Source organism: Azohydromonas caseinilytica, assembly GCF_012927045.1.
Classification (GTDB): domain Bacteria; phylum Pseudomonadota; class Gammaproteobacteria; order Burkholderiales; family Burkholderiaceae_C; genus Azohydromonas; species Azohydromonas caseinilytica.
Window position 1 is genome coordinate 312716 of record NZ_JABBFW010000004.1, and the last position, 15912, is coordinate 328627.

Annotated in this window: 12 protein-coding genes; 2 read left to right on the forward strand and 10 right to left on the reverse strand. The window is 70.2% G+C overall.

Annotated features, from left to right (window positions below; genetic code table 11):
* Positions 1-306: 306 nt before the first annotated feature.
* The 3 genes from HHL10_RS31150 to HHL10_RS08465 all read right to left on the reverse strand — a co-directional run bounded on the left by HHL10_RS31150 (position 307) and on the right by HHL10_RS08465 (position 3834).
* Positions 307-2415 (reverse strand): calcium-binding protein, encoded by a 2109-nt coding sequence (locus tag HHL10_RS31150; RefSeq protein ID WP_169159906.1) that lies wholly within the window; start codon positions 2413-2415, stop codon positions 307-309.
* A gap of 190 nt (positions 2416-2605) precedes the next feature.
* A complete protein-coding gene (locus HHL10_RS08460; RefSeq protein ID WP_169159957.1) occupies positions 2606-3517 on the reverse strand; it encodes a DMT family transporter in 912 nt (303 codons plus the stop codon).
* Complete coding sequence (locus HHL10_RS08465) at positions 3517-3834, reverse strand: putative signal transducing protein (RefSeq protein WP_169159907.1); 318 nt, start codon at positions 3832-3834, stop codon at positions 3517-3519. Before HHL10_RS08465 ends, HHL10_RS08460 begins: the two co-directional genes overlap by 1 nt.
* Positions 3835-3992: 158 nt before the next feature.
* On the opposite strand from HHL10_RS08465, the gene HHL10_RS08470 reads away from it, so the two are divergent.
* Both HHL10_RS08470 and HHL10_RS08475 read left to right on the forward strand, forming a co-directional pair.
* A complete protein-coding gene (locus HHL10_RS08470; protein WP_310734553.1) occupies positions 3993-4982 on the forward strand; it encodes a quinone oxidoreductase family protein in 990 nt (329 codons plus the stop codon).
* Positions 4983-5131: 149 nt separating this feature from the next.
* Positions 5132-5572, forward strand: a complete 441-nt coding sequence (locus HHL10_RS08475) for a GNAT family N-acetyltransferase (RefSeq protein WP_310734554.1) — start codon at positions 5132-5134, stop codon at positions 5570-5572.
* Here HHL10_RS08475 and HHL10_RS08480 read toward each other — a convergent pair.
* The 7 genes from HHL10_RS08480 to HHL10_RS08510 all read right to left on the reverse strand — a co-directional run bounded on the left by HHL10_RS08480 (position 5536) and on the right by HHL10_RS08510 (position 15823).
* Positions 5536-6399, reverse strand: a complete 864-nt coding sequence (locus HHL10_RS08480) for a DUF2189 domain-containing protein (protein ID WP_169159909.1) — start codon at positions 6397-6399, stop codon at positions 5536-5538. The two genes, HHL10_RS08475 and HHL10_RS08480, sit on opposite strands and share 37 nt — an antisense overlap.
* A 187-nt stretch (positions 6400-6586) precedes the next feature.
* Positions 6587-8776, reverse strand: a complete 2190-nt coding sequence (locus tag HHL10_RS08485) for an nSTAND1 domain-containing NTPase (RefSeq protein WP_169159910.1) — start codon at positions 8774-8776, stop codon at positions 6587-6589.
* Positions 8773-9903: a TIR domain-containing protein gene (locus HHL10_RS08490; RefSeq protein ID WP_169159911.1), complete on the reverse strand. Its 1131-nt coding sequence runs from the start codon at positions 9901-9903 to the stop codon at positions 8773-8775. The genes HHL10_RS08485 and HHL10_RS08490 overlap by 4 nt, the downstream gene beginning before the upstream one ends.
* A gap of 100 nt (positions 9904-10003) precedes the next feature.
* Positions 10004-10549, reverse strand: coding sequence for a signal peptidase II (gene lspA / locus HHL10_RS08495; protein WP_169159912.1), 546 nt, complete (start codon positions 10547-10549; stop codon positions 10004-10006).
* Position 10550: 1 nt separating this feature from the next.
* Positions 10551-13424 carry an isoleucine--tRNA ligase gene (gene ileS / locus HHL10_RS08500; RefSeq protein ID WP_169159913.1) on the reverse strand — a complete coding sequence of 958 codons (2874 nt, stop codon included), beginning with the start codon at positions 13422-13424 and terminating at the stop codon, positions 10551-10553.
* A 264-nt stretch (positions 13425-13688) separates the two neighbouring features.
* Positions 13689-14831 carry a J domain-containing protein gene (locus tag HHL10_RS08505; RefSeq protein ID WP_169159914.1) on the reverse strand — a complete coding sequence of 381 codons (1143 nt, stop codon included), beginning with the start codon at positions 14829-14831 and terminating at the stop codon, positions 13689-13691.
* A gap of 29 nt (positions 14832-14860) precedes the next feature.
* A complete protein-coding gene (locus HHL10_RS08510) occupies positions 14861-15823 on the reverse strand; it encodes a bifunctional riboflavin kinase/FAD synthetase (protein WP_169159915.1) in 963 nt (320 codons plus the stop codon).
* Positions 15824-15912 lie beyond the last annotated feature (89 nt).

The following is a 15912-nucleotide window of genomic DNA, read 5'->3' on the forward strand; positions in this document are numbered from 1 at the left end:
CTCCTCCCTGATGACTGCCGTCGCCCGCGGCGCTGCCGTGGCCTGTAACTGGTGCAGTTCAGGCGCACCCGCGCCCGGGCTGCAACTGCCCTGTGCGGCGCGGCCTAGCGTAACTATATGTGTAGGGAGGTCGGTAGCGGCGCGGACCCCGGTGCGGCAGGAACGGGGCAGGGTTGAGGTCGCGATACGCCGGCAACCTGCGCCGGGGCTGCGTGGTGCTCGCGGCGCGTCGGGGACAGGGAAGCGTATGGTGCTACCGCGTCCTGCCCCGCGCAGCATGGTCGCGGGGCAGGAAGCTGTGCGGTGTCAGCCGACGATGTCCACCATGGTCAGCGTGGTGACGCCCGTGAGCCGCAGGGCGAACTCCGCTTCCGCGTCGGCATCGACGTTGCCGTAGAGCACGCCAGCGATCAATTGCAACTGGCCTGCCGCGGTGAAGGTAGCGTCGGCAGAGATTACGGTGGTGAAGGCGTCGTCTCCCGCGGTGGCGGTATTGGCGTCCAGCGTCCTCAAATCGAGCCGGTCGACGCCATGCACGAAGTCAGTGATGCGGTCAACTGCCGACGCCGTAATGCCATTGAATTCCTCCAGCGTGTCGAAGTCGAACACGTCGGCGCCGGCGCCGCCCGTGAGTGTGTCCTTGCCCGTACCACCGACGAACACGTCGTTACCCGAGCCGCCTTCGAGCGTGTCCTGGCCGGCACCGCCGATGAGCACGTCGTTGCCGAAATCGCCCCGTATGAAGTCAGCACCGTTGCCGCCATCGAGCCAGTCGTTGTCGGTGTAGCCGACAGACGGATTAAGGGCAGGGACGTTGTTGCTGCTGGAATAGCCGAACAGGCGGTCATCGCCGTTGCCGCCACGAAGCGTGTCGTTGCCGTAGTAACCGCTGAATTCCTGGAAGCCGATGGCGCCGACGACCGAGTCGTTGCCCAGGCCGCCCTCTACGGCATAGACGCCGCTGAAGCGCACGCTGCCCAGCCCACCGTCGGTCTGCCCATAGGTAATGCTGCCACTGGTTGCGCTGGTGAACGTGCCGACCACCGAGGGCAGCGTGCCGGTGAGTTCCTCAATGCCCATGGAGGCGAAGCTCACGCGGGTGGCGCCGTTGCCCGCGACCTGATCGTTGCCTCCGGTGACCCGGAACTCGTTGAAGGCCTGCGAAGCCAAGAACTCACCCGCAGGCGCGGAGACGATGCCGTCACCACTGTTGGCCGAGGCACCTATGGCGTTGCTCAAGGTGAAACCCGTGGCGTTGAAGTAGTCATCAAGGTAGGTGCCGGTGACGGATTCGATTCCACGCAGCGTATCCACGCCGACCTGGACAAGGTCGCCGGTGACCAAGCCGAGCGCAAGCCGTATGTCCACGCCCTGCGACATCGCCTGCCCGTTGTTGTATTCGGCACGATCCAGGCCTGTGGCGCCGTTAATGAAGTCGTTGCCAGCGTTGCCCCGGAAACGCTCGGAGCTGGCATCGCCCGACACGGTGGTTGTGAAGCCGTTGGTGTTGGTGCGGCCGCCCCCGACGAGAGTGTCGTTGTAGGTGCCGCCGCGCAATGCCGAAACGCCGGAAGCCAACGTGTTCAAGGCTGCGGCGAAGCCTGAAGTGGAGTTGGGATCGTCCGTGTAGCCGAGAACGATGCGGGCTTGCTGTGTGGCGGTGGTCAGTCCGGCAAGGCTCAGGTTGAGCGCACCGCCCGCGCCGTTGAAGTTGACCACCGTCGCGCCGTTACCGCTAATGGTGTCGTTGCCGCCTAGCGGGCTGTAGATGTTGAAGCCGTTGCCATCGGAGTTGCGGTTGGGGCTGGTGTTGCCGAAGCCCACGGCGTAGAAGGCGTCGTTGCCGTTGGTGCCGGTAACGAGCTCGATCTGCCGCAACGTGTCCACGCCCCGCAGCGTGCCGCTGGCGTCCAGCTTGCGTCCGACGCCGGCGGCCAGGTTCACGGCAACGCTGCCGAGGTCGGCGTAGTTGACGCTGTCGAGGCCGCCACGGCCGTCGTAGAGGTCATAGCCTGCGGAGCCCCGGAACTCCTCGTTGTCGCCCCAGCGGTTGCGGCCACCGACCACGTCGTTGCCCGCCGTGCCGACGATGGTGTCCACGCCAATGAGGGTGTCGGTGCCCAGCACCGTGCCGGCGGTGTTGGTCTTCTGCACGGTGCCGGCTTGCAGGTCCACCACGATGCGCACGCTGCCGTTGGCCACGCCATAGGCCTGCCAGAGGTTGCTGTAGTTGACGGTGTCGTAGTCGTTGTACCCATAGCGCCAGTAGGAGGCGGACTTGGCATAGCCCGCGTTGATGAGGTCGTTGCCGGCGCTGGAGAAGATGGTGTCGCTGCCGATGGAGCTGCTGATGGTGTCGTTGCCGGTGGTGCCGTTCAGCGTGTCGCCGGCGGCGGTGCCCAGGATGTTTGCCACGGTATCTCCAGAAGTGAGGGGTTCACTGCGGCAGGAGTGGCCGCATGCACACCCGCCGCTGCAGCCCGGCGGCGCCCTGGAGGGCTTCGCGACGGCGGCCCGCGGTGGGCCGGGCCAGTCTAGGTAGCGCGGCCAGGGGTTTGCCGCCGCCATCCCCGCCTCGGGTGGGCCCGGCCGCCGCGCTCCCGCCTCAGCCGCGCCGCCCCGACACCACGATGCCCGCCACGATCAGCGCGAAGGCCACGCCGTGGTACCACCTTGGCGGCTCGCCCAGCACCGCCGCCGACATCAGCGCCGCGAACAGCGGCGTGAGGTTGCTGAAGAAGGCCGCCAGCGCCGGCCCGGCCGTGGCCACGCCCAGGCCCCAGCAGCGGAAGGCCACCAGCGCCGGGCCCACGACCACGTAGGCCAGCCCGGCCAGGGTCCAGGAGCTGCTCCAGCGGATGGCGTGGGTGCCCGCGGCCTGCTCCAGCCCCGCGGCCGCGCCCGCGCCCAGCAGCCCGAACAGGATCTGCAGCAGCAGCGCCTCGGCCCAGTGCCAGTGCGGGCGCTGCGCGCCGCGCATCGACGCCGGCGGACGCGCCAGCAGCCAGCTGTAGAAGGCCCAGGAAATGATGGCCACGATCACGTACAGGTCGCCGCGCACGAAGCGCACCTGCAGCAGCGCATGCGCGTCGCCGCGCGCGATCACGAACAGCACCCCGGCCAGCGACAGCAGCGCGCCCAGCAGCTGGCGCGGCCCCGGGTGCTCGCGGTAGAAGAGGGCGCCCACGGCCAGCATCCACACCGGCATGCTGGAGGCGATGAGCGTGACGTTGATGGGCGTGGAGCTCACCAGCGCCAGGTACTGCAGCGCGTTGTACAGGCCCACGCCCAGCGTGCCCGTGAGCAGCAGGTAGGGCCAGCGCCCGCGCAAGGTGCCCGGCGCGCGCAGCACGCGCCAGCCCAGCGGCAGCAGCAGCAGCGCCGCCAGCAGCCAGCGCAGGAAGTTCAGCGTCAGCGGCGGCACGCTGCCCACGAGCAGGCGCCCGACCACGGCGTTGCCCGCCCACAGCAGCGGCGGCACGGTCAGCAGCACGGCGGTGCGCGGAGCGATGCGCATCATCGGGCGTCCCCTTGCGGGCGCAGCGCGCCGCAGTTCCAGCACTGGCCGAAGGGCCCGTCCACGCGCTCGCCGCAGGCGGCGCAGACCCAGTGCTGCTCGGGCAGGTTGCGCTGCGCCTCCAGCAGCGCGCGCGCCTCCTCCAGCCGCGCGTCGTCGAGCACCCAGACCTCGGGCAGCGCCTGGTCCACCGGGATTTCGCCGGCGATGCTGCCGGCCCAGGCGCGCTGGACCTGGGTCTCCACCCCGGCCTGGTTCAGCAGTTCGGCCCACAGGGTGGCAATGGCGAGATTGGGAGCGGTGGTGAGTCGGCGCATGAGGAAATCGGACCAGCGAGGCATGGCACCATAACCGGCTTGGACGGGCCCGCCCCGCCGGGCCCGCTTCCCGGCCCGTGCCCCGGCTCGCGTCCCGGGACCGGACCCGCACGGCCGCCCCGGCGCCGCGGCCGGGGCCTTCAATCCACGGAGACTCTGTGATCCCCAACGAACAAGCCATCCGCTTTGCCCGCCCTGGCGGCCCCGAGGTGCTCGAGCTGCAGGCCGTGGCCGTGGGCGAGCCCGGCCCGGGCGAGGTGCGCATCCGCCACCATGCATGCGGCATCAACTACATCGACGTCTACTTCCGCCTGGGCACCTACCCGCAGCCGCTGCCCGGCGGCCTGGGCATGGAAGGCGCGGGCATCGTCGAGGCGGTGGGCCCGGGCGTGATGCACCTGGAGCCCGGCGACTGCGTGGCCTATGCCAGCCAGCCCCCGGGCGCCTACTGCAGCGCGCGCGTGATGCCGGCCACCCACGTGGTGCGGCTGCCCGACGGCATCGACTTCGAGACCGGCGCGGCGATGATGCTCAAGGGCCTGACGGTGCAGTACCTGCTGCGCCGCACGCTGCCCGCGCAGGGGCTGCAGCCGGGCGACCACGTGCTGTTCCATGCCGCGGCCGGCGGCGTGGGCCTCATCGCCTGCCAGTGGGCCAAGGCGCTGGGGCTGCAGCTCATCGGCACGGCCGGCTCGCAGGCCAAGTGCGAGTTGGCGCTGGCCCACGGCGCGGCGCATGCCATCGACTACTCGAAGGAAGATTTCGTTGCGCGTGTCAACGAGATCACCGGCGGCGCGGGCGTGAAGGTGGTGTACGACTCGGTGGGACGCGACACCTTCGAGCGCTCGCTGCAGTGCCTGCGTCCCTTCGGGCTGATGGCGCTGTTCGGCGCCTCCTCGGGCCCGGTGCCGCCGGTGGACATCGGCCTGCTGGCCAAGAAGTCGCTGTACCTGACCCGCCCCACGCTGTTCAGCCACCTCGCCAGCCGCGAGGCGACGCAGGCCATGGCCGACGAGCTGTTCGAGGTGGTGGGCTCCGGCGCGGTGAAGATCCCGGTGGAGCGCCGCTACGCGCTGGCCGACGCGGCGCAGGCGCACCGCGACCTGGAGGCGCGCCGCACCACAGGCTGCAGCGTGCTGCTGCCATGAGCAACGCTCCCGTTCGGGCTGAGCCCGTCGAAGCCCAGCCGCCCGGCCAGCCTGCCAGCCCTTCGACAGAGCCTGTCCTGAGCCTGTCGAAGGGCTCAGGGCGAACGCAAGCCTCGGGTTCAACAGCGCAGCGCCTGCGCTGGCGCTGCGTGCCCTTCGCGGGGCTGGACGCCTCCACGCTGTACGCGCTGCTGCAGCTGCGCTCGCAGGTGTTCGTGGTGGAGCAGAACTGCGTCTACCTCGACCCCGACGGTGCCGACCCGCAGTGCTTCCACCTGTTGGGTTTCGACGCGCAAGCGCAACTGCAGGCGGCGCTGCGGCTGGTGCCGCCGGGGATGAAGTACGCCGAGGCCTCGATCGGCCGCGTCGTCACTTCAGCGGCGGTGCGTGGCGGCGGCGTGGGCCACGAGCTGGTGGCCCAGGGCCTGCGCGAGAGCGCGCTGATCTATCCCGGGCACGGCCTGCGCATCTCGGCGCAGGCGCACCTGCAGCGCTTCTACGAGGCCCACGGCTTCCGCGCCGAGGGCGACACGTACCTGGAAGACGACATCCCTCACATCGAGATGTCGCGCGGCGCCCCCGCGCTCTGATCCGCCGCCGCGGGCGGCTCGGCCGCGATGACCGCGCCGCGGTAGGCATGCCAGGAAGCATGGCCCAGCCACGGGCCCACCACCAGTAGCCCGGCGAACCAGGGCAGCATGGCGACGACCACCAGCCCCGTGATCAGCGCGCCCCAGAAGAGCATCACGCCGGGCTGCGCCAGGCACAGGCGCAGGCTGGTGAGGCCGGCGGTGATGGCGTCGGTCTGGCGGTCCAGGATCATGGGGATGGACACCACGCTGACGCCGTAGATCAGCCCCGCGAAGATCGCGCCCACGGCCAGGTACGTGACGGTGAAGCCGATATGCTCGGGGTCCGCCAGCATCAGCAGCGAGCCCTTGAAGTCGGGCATGCCGTCGAAGCTGACGGCGAAAACCACCATCGCGGCGCGGCCCCAGATCATCTCCAGCACCAGCAGCACGCCGCCGAACAGGGCCAGCGTGCCGGTGCGCGTGTCCCAGGCCAGCAGCGAGTCGCCCAGGTCGGGCTGCTCGCCGCGCTCCAGGTGGCGGCTGGCCTGGTACAGGCCCAGGGCCAGGAACGGCCCCACGAGCAGGAAGCCGGCCGACAGCGCCAGCACGTAGGCCGGCGCTTCCTGGAACACCCACATCAGCGCATGGCCCATGGCGACGAAGGCGGCGCCGTAGAACAGGCCCAGGCCGGGACAGCGGATGAAGTCGCGCCAGCCCAGGGCCAGCCAGTGCAGCGGGTCGGACAGGCGCAGGGTGCGCAGCTCGGCCGCGAGTGCCTCGGGCGGGGTGGCGGCCTCGGTGGCCGGCGTCGACACGGCGCCGCTGTGGAACGGTTCGGATGCCATGGCTTCCCTCCAATGGGTGCTGGTGCGGTGCAGCGTAGGGGAGGCGGGAAAACCCAGTGCATGGGGTAGTCCCGCAGGCGCCATCGAATGAAGCAGGCCGCAATGTCACTCTATGTGAGAGCCGCGGGCGGGACACGGCAACCGGCCAGGGCCCGGGGCCGCCTGGCTGGGACGCCTGTGATCCGTGCTACTTGGCGCTGGGCGAGGCCGGCTTCACGTCCTCGTTGCCGAACCAGACTTCGTAGTGGCGCGGCCGTATCCGGCTGCTGGCGTCGTAGCGCTCGCTGAGGTCCTGCAGCTCCAGCTTGGGCGAGGCCAGCAGGGCGTTGATCAAGCGCAGCAGTTGCGGCGCCTCGTCGCGGCATTCGCTGGCGCGGAAGCAGCGCAGCACGCCGTTGTTCTGCTGCTTCTCGACCAATTGCACGCCGGGCGCCACCACGGTGGCCGAACCCAGTTGCAGCTTGCCAAGCTGAAGGCGGAACGCCTCGGCCGCGGCCCGCTGGCGCTCATTGGCGATGTGGATGTAGACGCGCGGGGCCAGGCCCGTGGAAGCCTGGCGCAGCTCCTGCGCGGCACCGTCGAGTGAGCTGGCAGCTTGCTCGACGGCGTAGCGCAAGTCGGCCTCGGAGCCCGCGGTTTCAGCGCTGCGCAATCGCGCCACCGAGGCCTGCAGGGCTGCATAGCTGGCACGGGTTTGTTCGAGCAGTTCCAGATAGCGGGTTCCCGCCATCCGGGCTTCAGCTTCTGCCGATTGGGCGCGAGCCATGTTGGCCAAGGCCTGCGTGCGCTGATACAGCGCGACGCCTCCCAGGACCGTGGTCAAGACCAGAAAGACCGCCAAGATGCCGAGCTGGCGCCTCAGCCGCTCCATCTTTTGCCGGTCTTCGACTTCCTTGCGCAGTGCCTGCGCCTGTCCGGCGCGCCTGTCCTCGGCGGCCTTCACGCTGGCGTTCATCAAGGCCTGCACGCGCTCCCAGCCGCCACCGTAGCGCTCGGCCCAGGCCTTGTTGCGGCGCTGGAGCCAGCGCCGGCGTTCCTCGGTGGTGGCCTCGGAGAGGACATTGCCCGGATTGCGCTCGAAGCTCTCGGCCTGCACCAGCAGCGAACGCCACACCAGGCCGTTGCGGAATTCGCGCATGAGCCAGCCGTCGCGCGGATCGGCCATCCTGGACCAGTGGCGCATGAGCGCCTCGTGGCCGATGTCGATGAAGTCCCCGGGCTGGAGCGGCTGCGGGGGGCGCGGGGTGAGGAAGGACACGCCGTCGGCACGCAGGATATCGACGGCCTGGGTCACGGTCGCGACGCTCGTCGCGGTGACGTCGGCCAGGGCCTGCAGGGGCTGGCGGCGCCGAACGGCATGGCCTTCGGCGGTGATCGTGGTGAGCGCGCGGAACAGGTCCTCCACCAGCCGTGGGCGATCGGGAATCGCGGCGTTGACCTCCTGCGCCACCGCGTCGGCATGGCGCGACAGCAACGCCCCCAGGCCATCGGCCGGATAGTGCTGCGGCGCCAGGAGCCAGCCCGGGTCGTCGCCGCCATGTTCGCGGTGCAGCAGCATCAGCGCATGCTGTACCAGGGGCAGCCCGTCGATGCCCGCGGCGTCTGCCGCCAGCCGCTCGGCCAGCGCGGCGTCGATCCTGCCGCCGTACAGCAGCGCCGGCTCGCGAATGGCGCGCAGCATGTCGCTGGTTTCCATGGGCGGCAGGAGGTACTGGTGCACGTTGACCGCCTCGGCCAGTCCCTTGAAGCGGGCACAGGCGCCCAGGAATTCCGAGCGCATGGTCAGGGCGATGTACAGGCCGCGCGGAGGAGCCTCGGCCATGGCCACCAGCAACTCGGTCAGCAACTCCGCTTCGGCATGCATGTCCGCCCTGCGTGCGACCTCGAACAGCTCCTCGAACTGGTCGATCAGGATGCATAGGTAGTCGTTGTCGTCGGCCAGCAGCAGCTCCGCCAGCGCCGCGGGCGCCTGCCGGCCCAGGTGCAGCGCGCGGTGCAGGGCCAGCAGCTGCGCCTCGTCGTTGCCGCTGCCATCGAGCGCCGCCAGCGCGCGTGCGAGGTTGTCCAGAGGCCCGCCGCCGGGCAGCGCGACACAGGTCCGCCAGCGCATGCCGCCCCGGCCTTGCTCCTGGTGCAGCCGTGGAAGCACGCCGGCGCGAATCAGCGAGCTCTTGCCCGAGCCCGAGTCGCCATGCACCACGATGAACTGGCGCCTCACCAGCCGCGTCACCACGGCATCGACCATGCGCTCACGACCGAAGAAGATGGGCCATTCGCTGCAGTCGAAGGGCCGCAGGCCGGGATAGGGCCTGGGCGGCAAGGAGAGCGCGAAGCCGGCCTCATCGACCTGGGCGGCTTCGGGAAGGAAGGCGCTCATGGCTGCTGGCCCTGCGCGGCCTTGTCGGCCAGCCACTGCTTCACCACGACGTGCGCGGGCTGCTCGCGGCCGTCGAGCCAGTCGGAGCGCAGGATGCGTGCATTCGTCAGCCGCCTCGGGTTGAGAATCGGCGGGCCGACGGTGTCCAGCCAGGCACACGGCAGGCTGCGGGCATAGCGCGCCCGTGCCGACTCGCGGTCGTGCTTGCCGATGGCGAGCATGTCGTCGTCGAGGGCGTACCCGTCCTGGGTGCCCAGCAGCACCAGCGCGTCGCATCGGGCCATCAGGGCGATGCGGCGTTCGCGGATGGTGTCCAGCCGGGCCGGATCGCGTTCAATGGGGTCGGGGCCGTCGGCCGGGAACACGGCATAGCCTCCGGAGCTCAGCTCCTGGAACTTGCGGTCCCAGAGCTGGGCATATTCGGTGCGGCCGTGCAGGTAGATGGCCTGGCCGCCATCGCTGGCCAGCTTCTCGCGGTCGGCGCGCTCGGCGGCCTGGCGCGCGGCATCGGCCTTCACCGTCTCCAGCTTCTGTCGGATCTCGCCGGCCAGCTTGATCACCGCCTTGACGACCTCGGGTCCGAACTGAGTCCTGCGCTCGGCGTAACCCAGCGGGCGCGCCTCGTCGCCGATGGTTTCATGGAACGGATAGCCGGGCAGCGGTTCGCCGGCGCTGTCGCACAGCTCGGGCGGCCAACGGTTGTCCGGCCAGGGGTCCAGCAGCGGCCACGCGCGCACCATGGCCACACGGCCGCTTGGGGCCAACCCCGTGGCGGCTTGGCGGGCCCACCACCACTCGCGCTCTTGCCGGCACCAGCGGGACGCCTGGTAGTCCGGGGACAGCAGCACCATCAACAGCGCCGATGCGCCAACCTGCTCATCGAGCTGGTCCGTCAGCGGCGCCATCCGGTCCAGGCGCTGGCCCGCCTGGCCTTGCGAGTCGACGAAGATCGACAGCGTTTCACGCAGGGCGCGATTGACCCGCAATTCCTCCTTGAGCTGGCGCACGAAGGCCAGCGACCATTGCTTGAGTGGAGGATCTTCGCCTTCTGATGCGACCGATGCGTCGGCGCCGTGGCTGTAGCTGACGAAGATGTCGTGACGGAAAGGAGCTCCGACGTACGCCAAGGCCGCCTCCAGCAGTGATGCTGCGCCCTGGCGGGCGCCGCGGGTCGATAGGCGCCTTCAGTGTAGGAAGCGCCTTTCGCCGCGGTCAATCGAGGCCTGCCTACTTCCCGCCGCGCACCCGCCGCAGCTCGTCCACGATCAGGCAGATCGCCCCGAGCGTGATGGCGCTGTCGGCCAGGTTGAAGGCCGGGAAGTGGCGGCCGCCGAGGTGGAAGTCCAGCATGTCCACCACGTAGCCGTGCAGCAGCCGGTCGATCACGTTCCCCAGCGCGCCGCCCAGGATCATGCTGATGGCAAAGCAGAACAGCTTCTGCAGCGGATGCTTCTTGAGCATCCACACGATGAAGCCCGAAGCCACCACGCCCAGCAGCGTGAACAGCCAGCGCTGCCAGCCGCCGGCGTTGGCCAGGAACGAGAAGGCCGCGCCGGTGTTGTGCGCGCGCACGAGGTTGAAGAAGCCCGTGATCTCGCGGCCCTCGCCGTACTGGAACCAGCCCAGGATCAGCGTCTTGCTGAACTGGTCCAGCACGATCACCAGCAGCGCCAGGCCCAGCCACAGCCACAGGCTCGGCGCCTCCGAGGAGGACGCCAGCGCCGCTGCCGGGGCGCGCTTGACGGGCTTCACGCTCGCCTTGCCGCCCGCCATCTCAGGCCACCGTGCGCGGCTCGCCCGCGCCGAAGAGGTTGCTCACGCAGCGGCCGCACAGCGTGGGGTGCGCATCGTCCGCGCCCACGTCGGCGCGCCAGTGCCAGCAGCGCTCGCACTTGGTGTCGCTCGACGGCGTGACCTCGATAGCCAGCTCCTCGCCGCGCACCAGCTCCACCACCGACACGATCAGCACGAACTTCAGGTCCTCGCCCAGCGAGGACAGCAGGCCGAAATCCTCCTCGTTGACGGTGAGCCTCACGTTGGCCTGCAGCGAGGAGCCCACGCCGCCGGCGCTGCGCACGGCCTCGATGGCCTTGTTCACCGCGTCGCGGATCTCGTGCACGCGCTGCCAGCGCGCCAGCAGCGCCTCGTTGGCCTGGGTGAAGGGCCAGTAGGTCTCCGTGAAGATGGTTTGCCCACCATCAAAGACCTTCCAGGCTTCCTCAGCGGTGAAACTCAGGAACGGCGCCATCCAGCGCAGCATGGCCTGGGTGATGTGCCACAGCGCGGTCTGCGCGCTGCGCCGGGCGTGGGACTTGGGCGCCGTGGTGTAGAGCCGGTCCTTGAGCACGTCCAGGTAGAAGGCGCCCAGGTCCTCCGAGCAGTACACCTGCAGCTTGGCCACCACCGGGTGGAACTCGTAGCGGTCGAAGTGCGCCAGGATTTCACTTTGCAGCTGCGAGGCGCGGGAGAGGGCGTAGCGGTCCACCTCCAGCAGCTCCTCCAGCGGCACGGCGTCGGCCTGGGCGTCGAAGTCCGAGACGTTGGCCAGCAGGAAGCGCAGCGTGTTGCGGATGCGGCGGTAGGCATCGACCACGCGCGCCAGGATCTTGTCGTCGATGTTGAGGTCGCCCGAGTAGTCGGTGGAGGCGCACCAGAGGCGGATGATCTCGGCGCCGAGCTTGTTGCTCACCGACTGCGGCTCGACGATGTTGCCCAGGCTCTTGGACATCTTGCGGCCCGCGCCGTCGGTGGCAAAACCGTGCGTGAGCAGCCCCTTGTAGGGCGCGCGGCCCTCCAGCGCGCAGGCGATCAGCAGCGAGCTGTGGAACCAGCCGCGGTGCTGGTCATGGCCTTCGAGGTACAGGTCGGCCTCGGGGCCGCTGGCATGGCCCTGGCCGGCGTGCGAGCCGCGCAGCACATGGAAGAAGGTTGAGCCCGAATCGAACCACACGTCCAGGATGTCGGTGCTCTTGGCGTACTCGGCCGCCTCTTCGCCCAGCCACTCGGCCGGGTCGAGCTTGCTCCAGGCCTCGATGCTGCCTTCCTCGACCAGCTGCGCCGCGCGCTCCACGAACTCCAGCGTGCGCGGGTGCAGCTCGCCCGTGACCTTGTGCAGGAAGAAGGGCAGCGGCACGCCCCAGCTGCGCTGGCGGCTGATGCACCAGTCGGGGCGGTTGGCGATCATGTCGCGCAGCCGCGCCCGGCCGTTCTCGGGGTAGAAGCTGGTGGCGTCGATGGCGTCCAGCGCCGTCTGGCGCAGCGTGCCCGGCGCCTTGTGGACGGTGCACACGCCTTCGCCCTCGTCCATGCGCACGAACCACTGCGCCGCGGCGCGGTAGATCACCGGCGTCTTGTGGCGCCAGCAGTGCGGGTAGCTGTGCTCCAGCTTCGAGGTCGCCAGCAGGCGGCCCGCGTTCTGCAGCGCCTCGACGATGTGGGGATTGGCCTTCCAGATGAACTGGCCGCCGAAGAGCGGCAGGTCGGCCGCGTACACGCCGTTGCCCTGCACGGGGTTGAGGATCTGGTCCGACTTCATGCCGTGCGCGAGGCAGGAGTTGAAGTCGTCCACGCCGTAGGCCGGCGCGGAGTGCACGATGCCGGTGCCGTCCTCGGCCGTGGCGTAGTCGGCCAGGATCACGGGCGCCAGGCGCGCGTAGCCCGGGTCCACATCCGCCAGGGGATGGTGGAACTGCAGCCCTTCCAGGTTCTTGCCGGCGGTGGTGGCGACCACTTCACCTTCCAGGCCGTAGCGCGCCAGGCACTTCTCCACCAGCGCCTCGGCCAGCACCAGCAGCCCGCGCGGCGTGCGCACCAGCGCGTAGGGCAGCTCGGGATTGAGGTTGAGGGCCTGGTTGGCGGGGATGGTCCAGGGCGTGGTGGTCCAGATGACGATGAAGGCGTCCTGCTCCAGCGCCGGCAGGTCCGGGTCGCTCAGGCCGAAGGCGGCGGCGAGCTTGGCCGGGTCGGCGGCCTTGAAGGCCACGTCGATGGTGGGCGAGGCCTTGTCGGCGTACTCGATCTCGAACTCGGCCAGCGAGGAGCCGCAGTCGAAGCACCAGTACACGGGCTTCAAGCCGCGGTAGACGTAGCCGCGCTCCATGAGCTTGCCCAGCACGCGGATCTCGCCGGCCTCGTTGCCGCGGTCCATGGTGCGGTAGGGATGCTCCCAGTCGCCCAGCACGCCCAGGCGCTTGAAGTCGGCCATCTGCTGTGCGATCTGCTCGCCGGCGTAGGCGCGACTCCTGGCCTGCACCTCGTCGCGCGGCAGGCCGCGGCCGTGGGTCTTCTCGATCTGGTTCTCGATGGGCAGGCCGTGGCAGTCCCAGCCCGGCACGTACAGCGCGTCGAAGCCGGCGAGCTGCTTCGACTTGACGATCATGTCCTTGAGGATCTTGTTGACCGCGTGCCCGATGTGCAGCTTGCCGTTGGCGTACGGCGGGCCGTCGTGCAGCACGAAGCGCGGCGCGCCGCAGCGCGCCTCGCGCAGCCGCTTGTAGATGCCCTGGCTTTCCCAGTCCTTGACCCAGCCCGGCTCGCGCTTGGGCAGGTCGCCGCGCATGGGGAAGGCGGTGTCGGGCAGGTTGAGCGTGGCGCGGTAGTCGGTGGGCGCCGCGGTGGCGGCGGGGGCGGCAGCGGTGGAGTCGTTCATGGCGGTGGCGCCGTCTCGGCCGGCGCTTGGAATGGAGGCGCGGCGGGAGCCGCCGCGGGAAGCTCGGTGGAGCAGGGGAACGCGCGCGTCATCCGGACAAGGGGAGCGCGGCGCGGAAACGGCCGAGCTTTAAATTCGATCGCGCGTGGCCTGGCGCCGGGTGCAGGCGTGCCAGCGGCGCAGCTGCGTCAGGAAGAGGCAAGAGGGCATCCCCGGATTTTAAGGGGCGGCTCCGAGGCCGCGTCCGGCGCGCGGTCGCCGGCTTCAGAAGAAGCCGAAGCCGAAGTCCTCGTCCCGCAGGCGCTGCCGCTCGTGGCGGAGCCAGCGCTTGGCCAGCGCCTTGTCCTCCAGCATGCGCAGCTCCAGCGCCATCTGCTCCAACTCCGCGCGCAGGGCCCTGGCCTGCGTCTCCAGGATTTTGCCCAGCCGTTGCGGGTCGGTGCCGAAACGGGGCTCCAGGCCGAATTCGAAGCGGAACGCGCTTTCCACCCGCGCGCACTCGCCGTTGATCTCGCTGAGCTGCTCGGCCAGCACCTTGTTGTAGTGCTTCAGGCGCTGCGGATCGGCCTGGGCGATGTGGCCGGCGTCGATCTGCTCCACCTGCAACTGCAGCTCCAGCAGGGTGAGCAGGTCGCCGCTTTGGTAGGCCTGGTTGGCCTGCTGCATCAGCGCGGTCTTGGCCGCGCGCTGCGCGGGGTCGGTTTCACGGTCCGGGTGCAGCGCGCTGGCGAGCTTGCGGAACACCTCGCGCAGCGACTGCGTGGCCTGCCGCGCCTGGGCTTCGGCCTGGGCCTCGCGCTTGCGCTGCGCGGCGCGCCTGCGGCGCGCGGAGGGGGTTTCCGGCTCAGGCTCGGGCTGCGCCTCCCGGAAATCCTCGGCCTCCTCATCCGGCGCCTGCTCGCTGAAGCCCCGCTGCACGCGCTCGAACACGTCCGCCTCGGTGTGGATGCCCTCGTCGTCGCCCAGGTCCAGCCCGGTCAGCGCCTCGGCCGCGTTCTTGAGGGCCAGCGCCATTTCCTGCTGCTCGGTGTCGAAGTCGATGTCCGAGTGCTTGTCGTAGAGCGCCTTCAGCGCCGGGTCCGCGTCGCCGCCGTCAAGCAGGCGGCGCACGGTTTCGCGCACCAGGGCGGCGAGCGTGTCGCGCTCGGTCTTGGTCCAGCCCGGCCGGTCCAGCCGTTCGTCCAGCGCGAAGGCCCGCTGCCTGTCCGCGGCGTCCAGCTCATCGAGCAGCGGCTGCACCACCTGCGCATGCGAGTGCCGGTAGGCGGCGATGGCCTCGGGCCAGGCCGCCAGCGTCTGCCGCGCCTGCTCGATCTGGCGGATGAGGTTGTTGAACCGCTTCTGCTGCGGCGTCAGCGCCGGCCCGTCGGGGCTGGCGGCCACTTGCAGGGCACTGGTACGGGACATGGATCAGGCGCCTTCGGTGAGCCAGTAGCTCAGGGCGCCGGATGCGCCGCGAACCAGGCGCGCGCGTCGGCCTCGTCCTGGGCGATGCCCGCGCGCAGCGCCTCCAGCGAGGGATAGCGGCGCTCGTCGTGCAGCTTGTGCAGCAGCTCCACGCTGATGCGGCGCCCGTAGCCGGCGTCCGGGCCCAGCGGCCACTCCAGGCAGTGCGTCTCCAGCAACACGCGGCCGGCGTCCTCCACGGTGGGCCGCACGCCCAGGCTGGCGACGCCGGGCAGGGGCTGGTCGGCCAAGCCGTGCACGCGCACCACGAAGATGCCCATGGCCGCCGGCTTGGGATGGTCGAAGCGCAGGTTGAGCGTGCGGAAGCCCAGGTCGCGGCCGAGCTTGCGGCCATGCAGCACGTGGCCGCTGATGCTGTAGGGGCGGCCCAGCAGCGTGGCGGCATGTTCCATGTCGCCCGCGGCCAGCGCCTCGCGCACCGCGGAGCTGGAGACGCGCAGCCCGTGCACCTCGTAGCTGAGCATGCGCGCCACGTCGAAGCCGGCGGCCTCGCCCGCGGCGTCCAGCGTCTCGTAGTTGCCGGCGCGCCGCGCGCCGTAGCAGAAGTCGTCGCCCACCAGCACGTAGCGCGCGCCCAGGCCCCGTACCAGCACCTCGTCCACGAAGGCCTGCGGCGACTGCGTGGCCAGGCGCTGGTCGAAGCGCAGGACCACCGCCTGGTCGATGCCGCAGCGCTCCAGCTCGGTGAGCTTGTCGCGCAGCGTGGCGATGCGCGCGGGCGCCAGCTCCGGCTGGCCGGCGCGCCGGGCGAAGAAGTCGCGCGGGTGCGGCTCGAAGCTCAGCACGCAGCTGGGCAGCCCGCGGTGCCGGGCCTCGTTGGTCAGCAGCGCCAGCATGGCCTGGTGGCCGCGATGGACGCCGTCGAAATTGCCGATGGTGAGCGCGCAGGCGCTCGCAATGCCGGGATGGTGAAAACCGCGGAAGACGCGCATGGCCCGATTATCACGGCCCGGCCCGGCCCGCCCCCGCGGCGCCAGGGCCATGCCTTGCATCAAGCAAGCGCACAAGCGTGGCGTAGCGC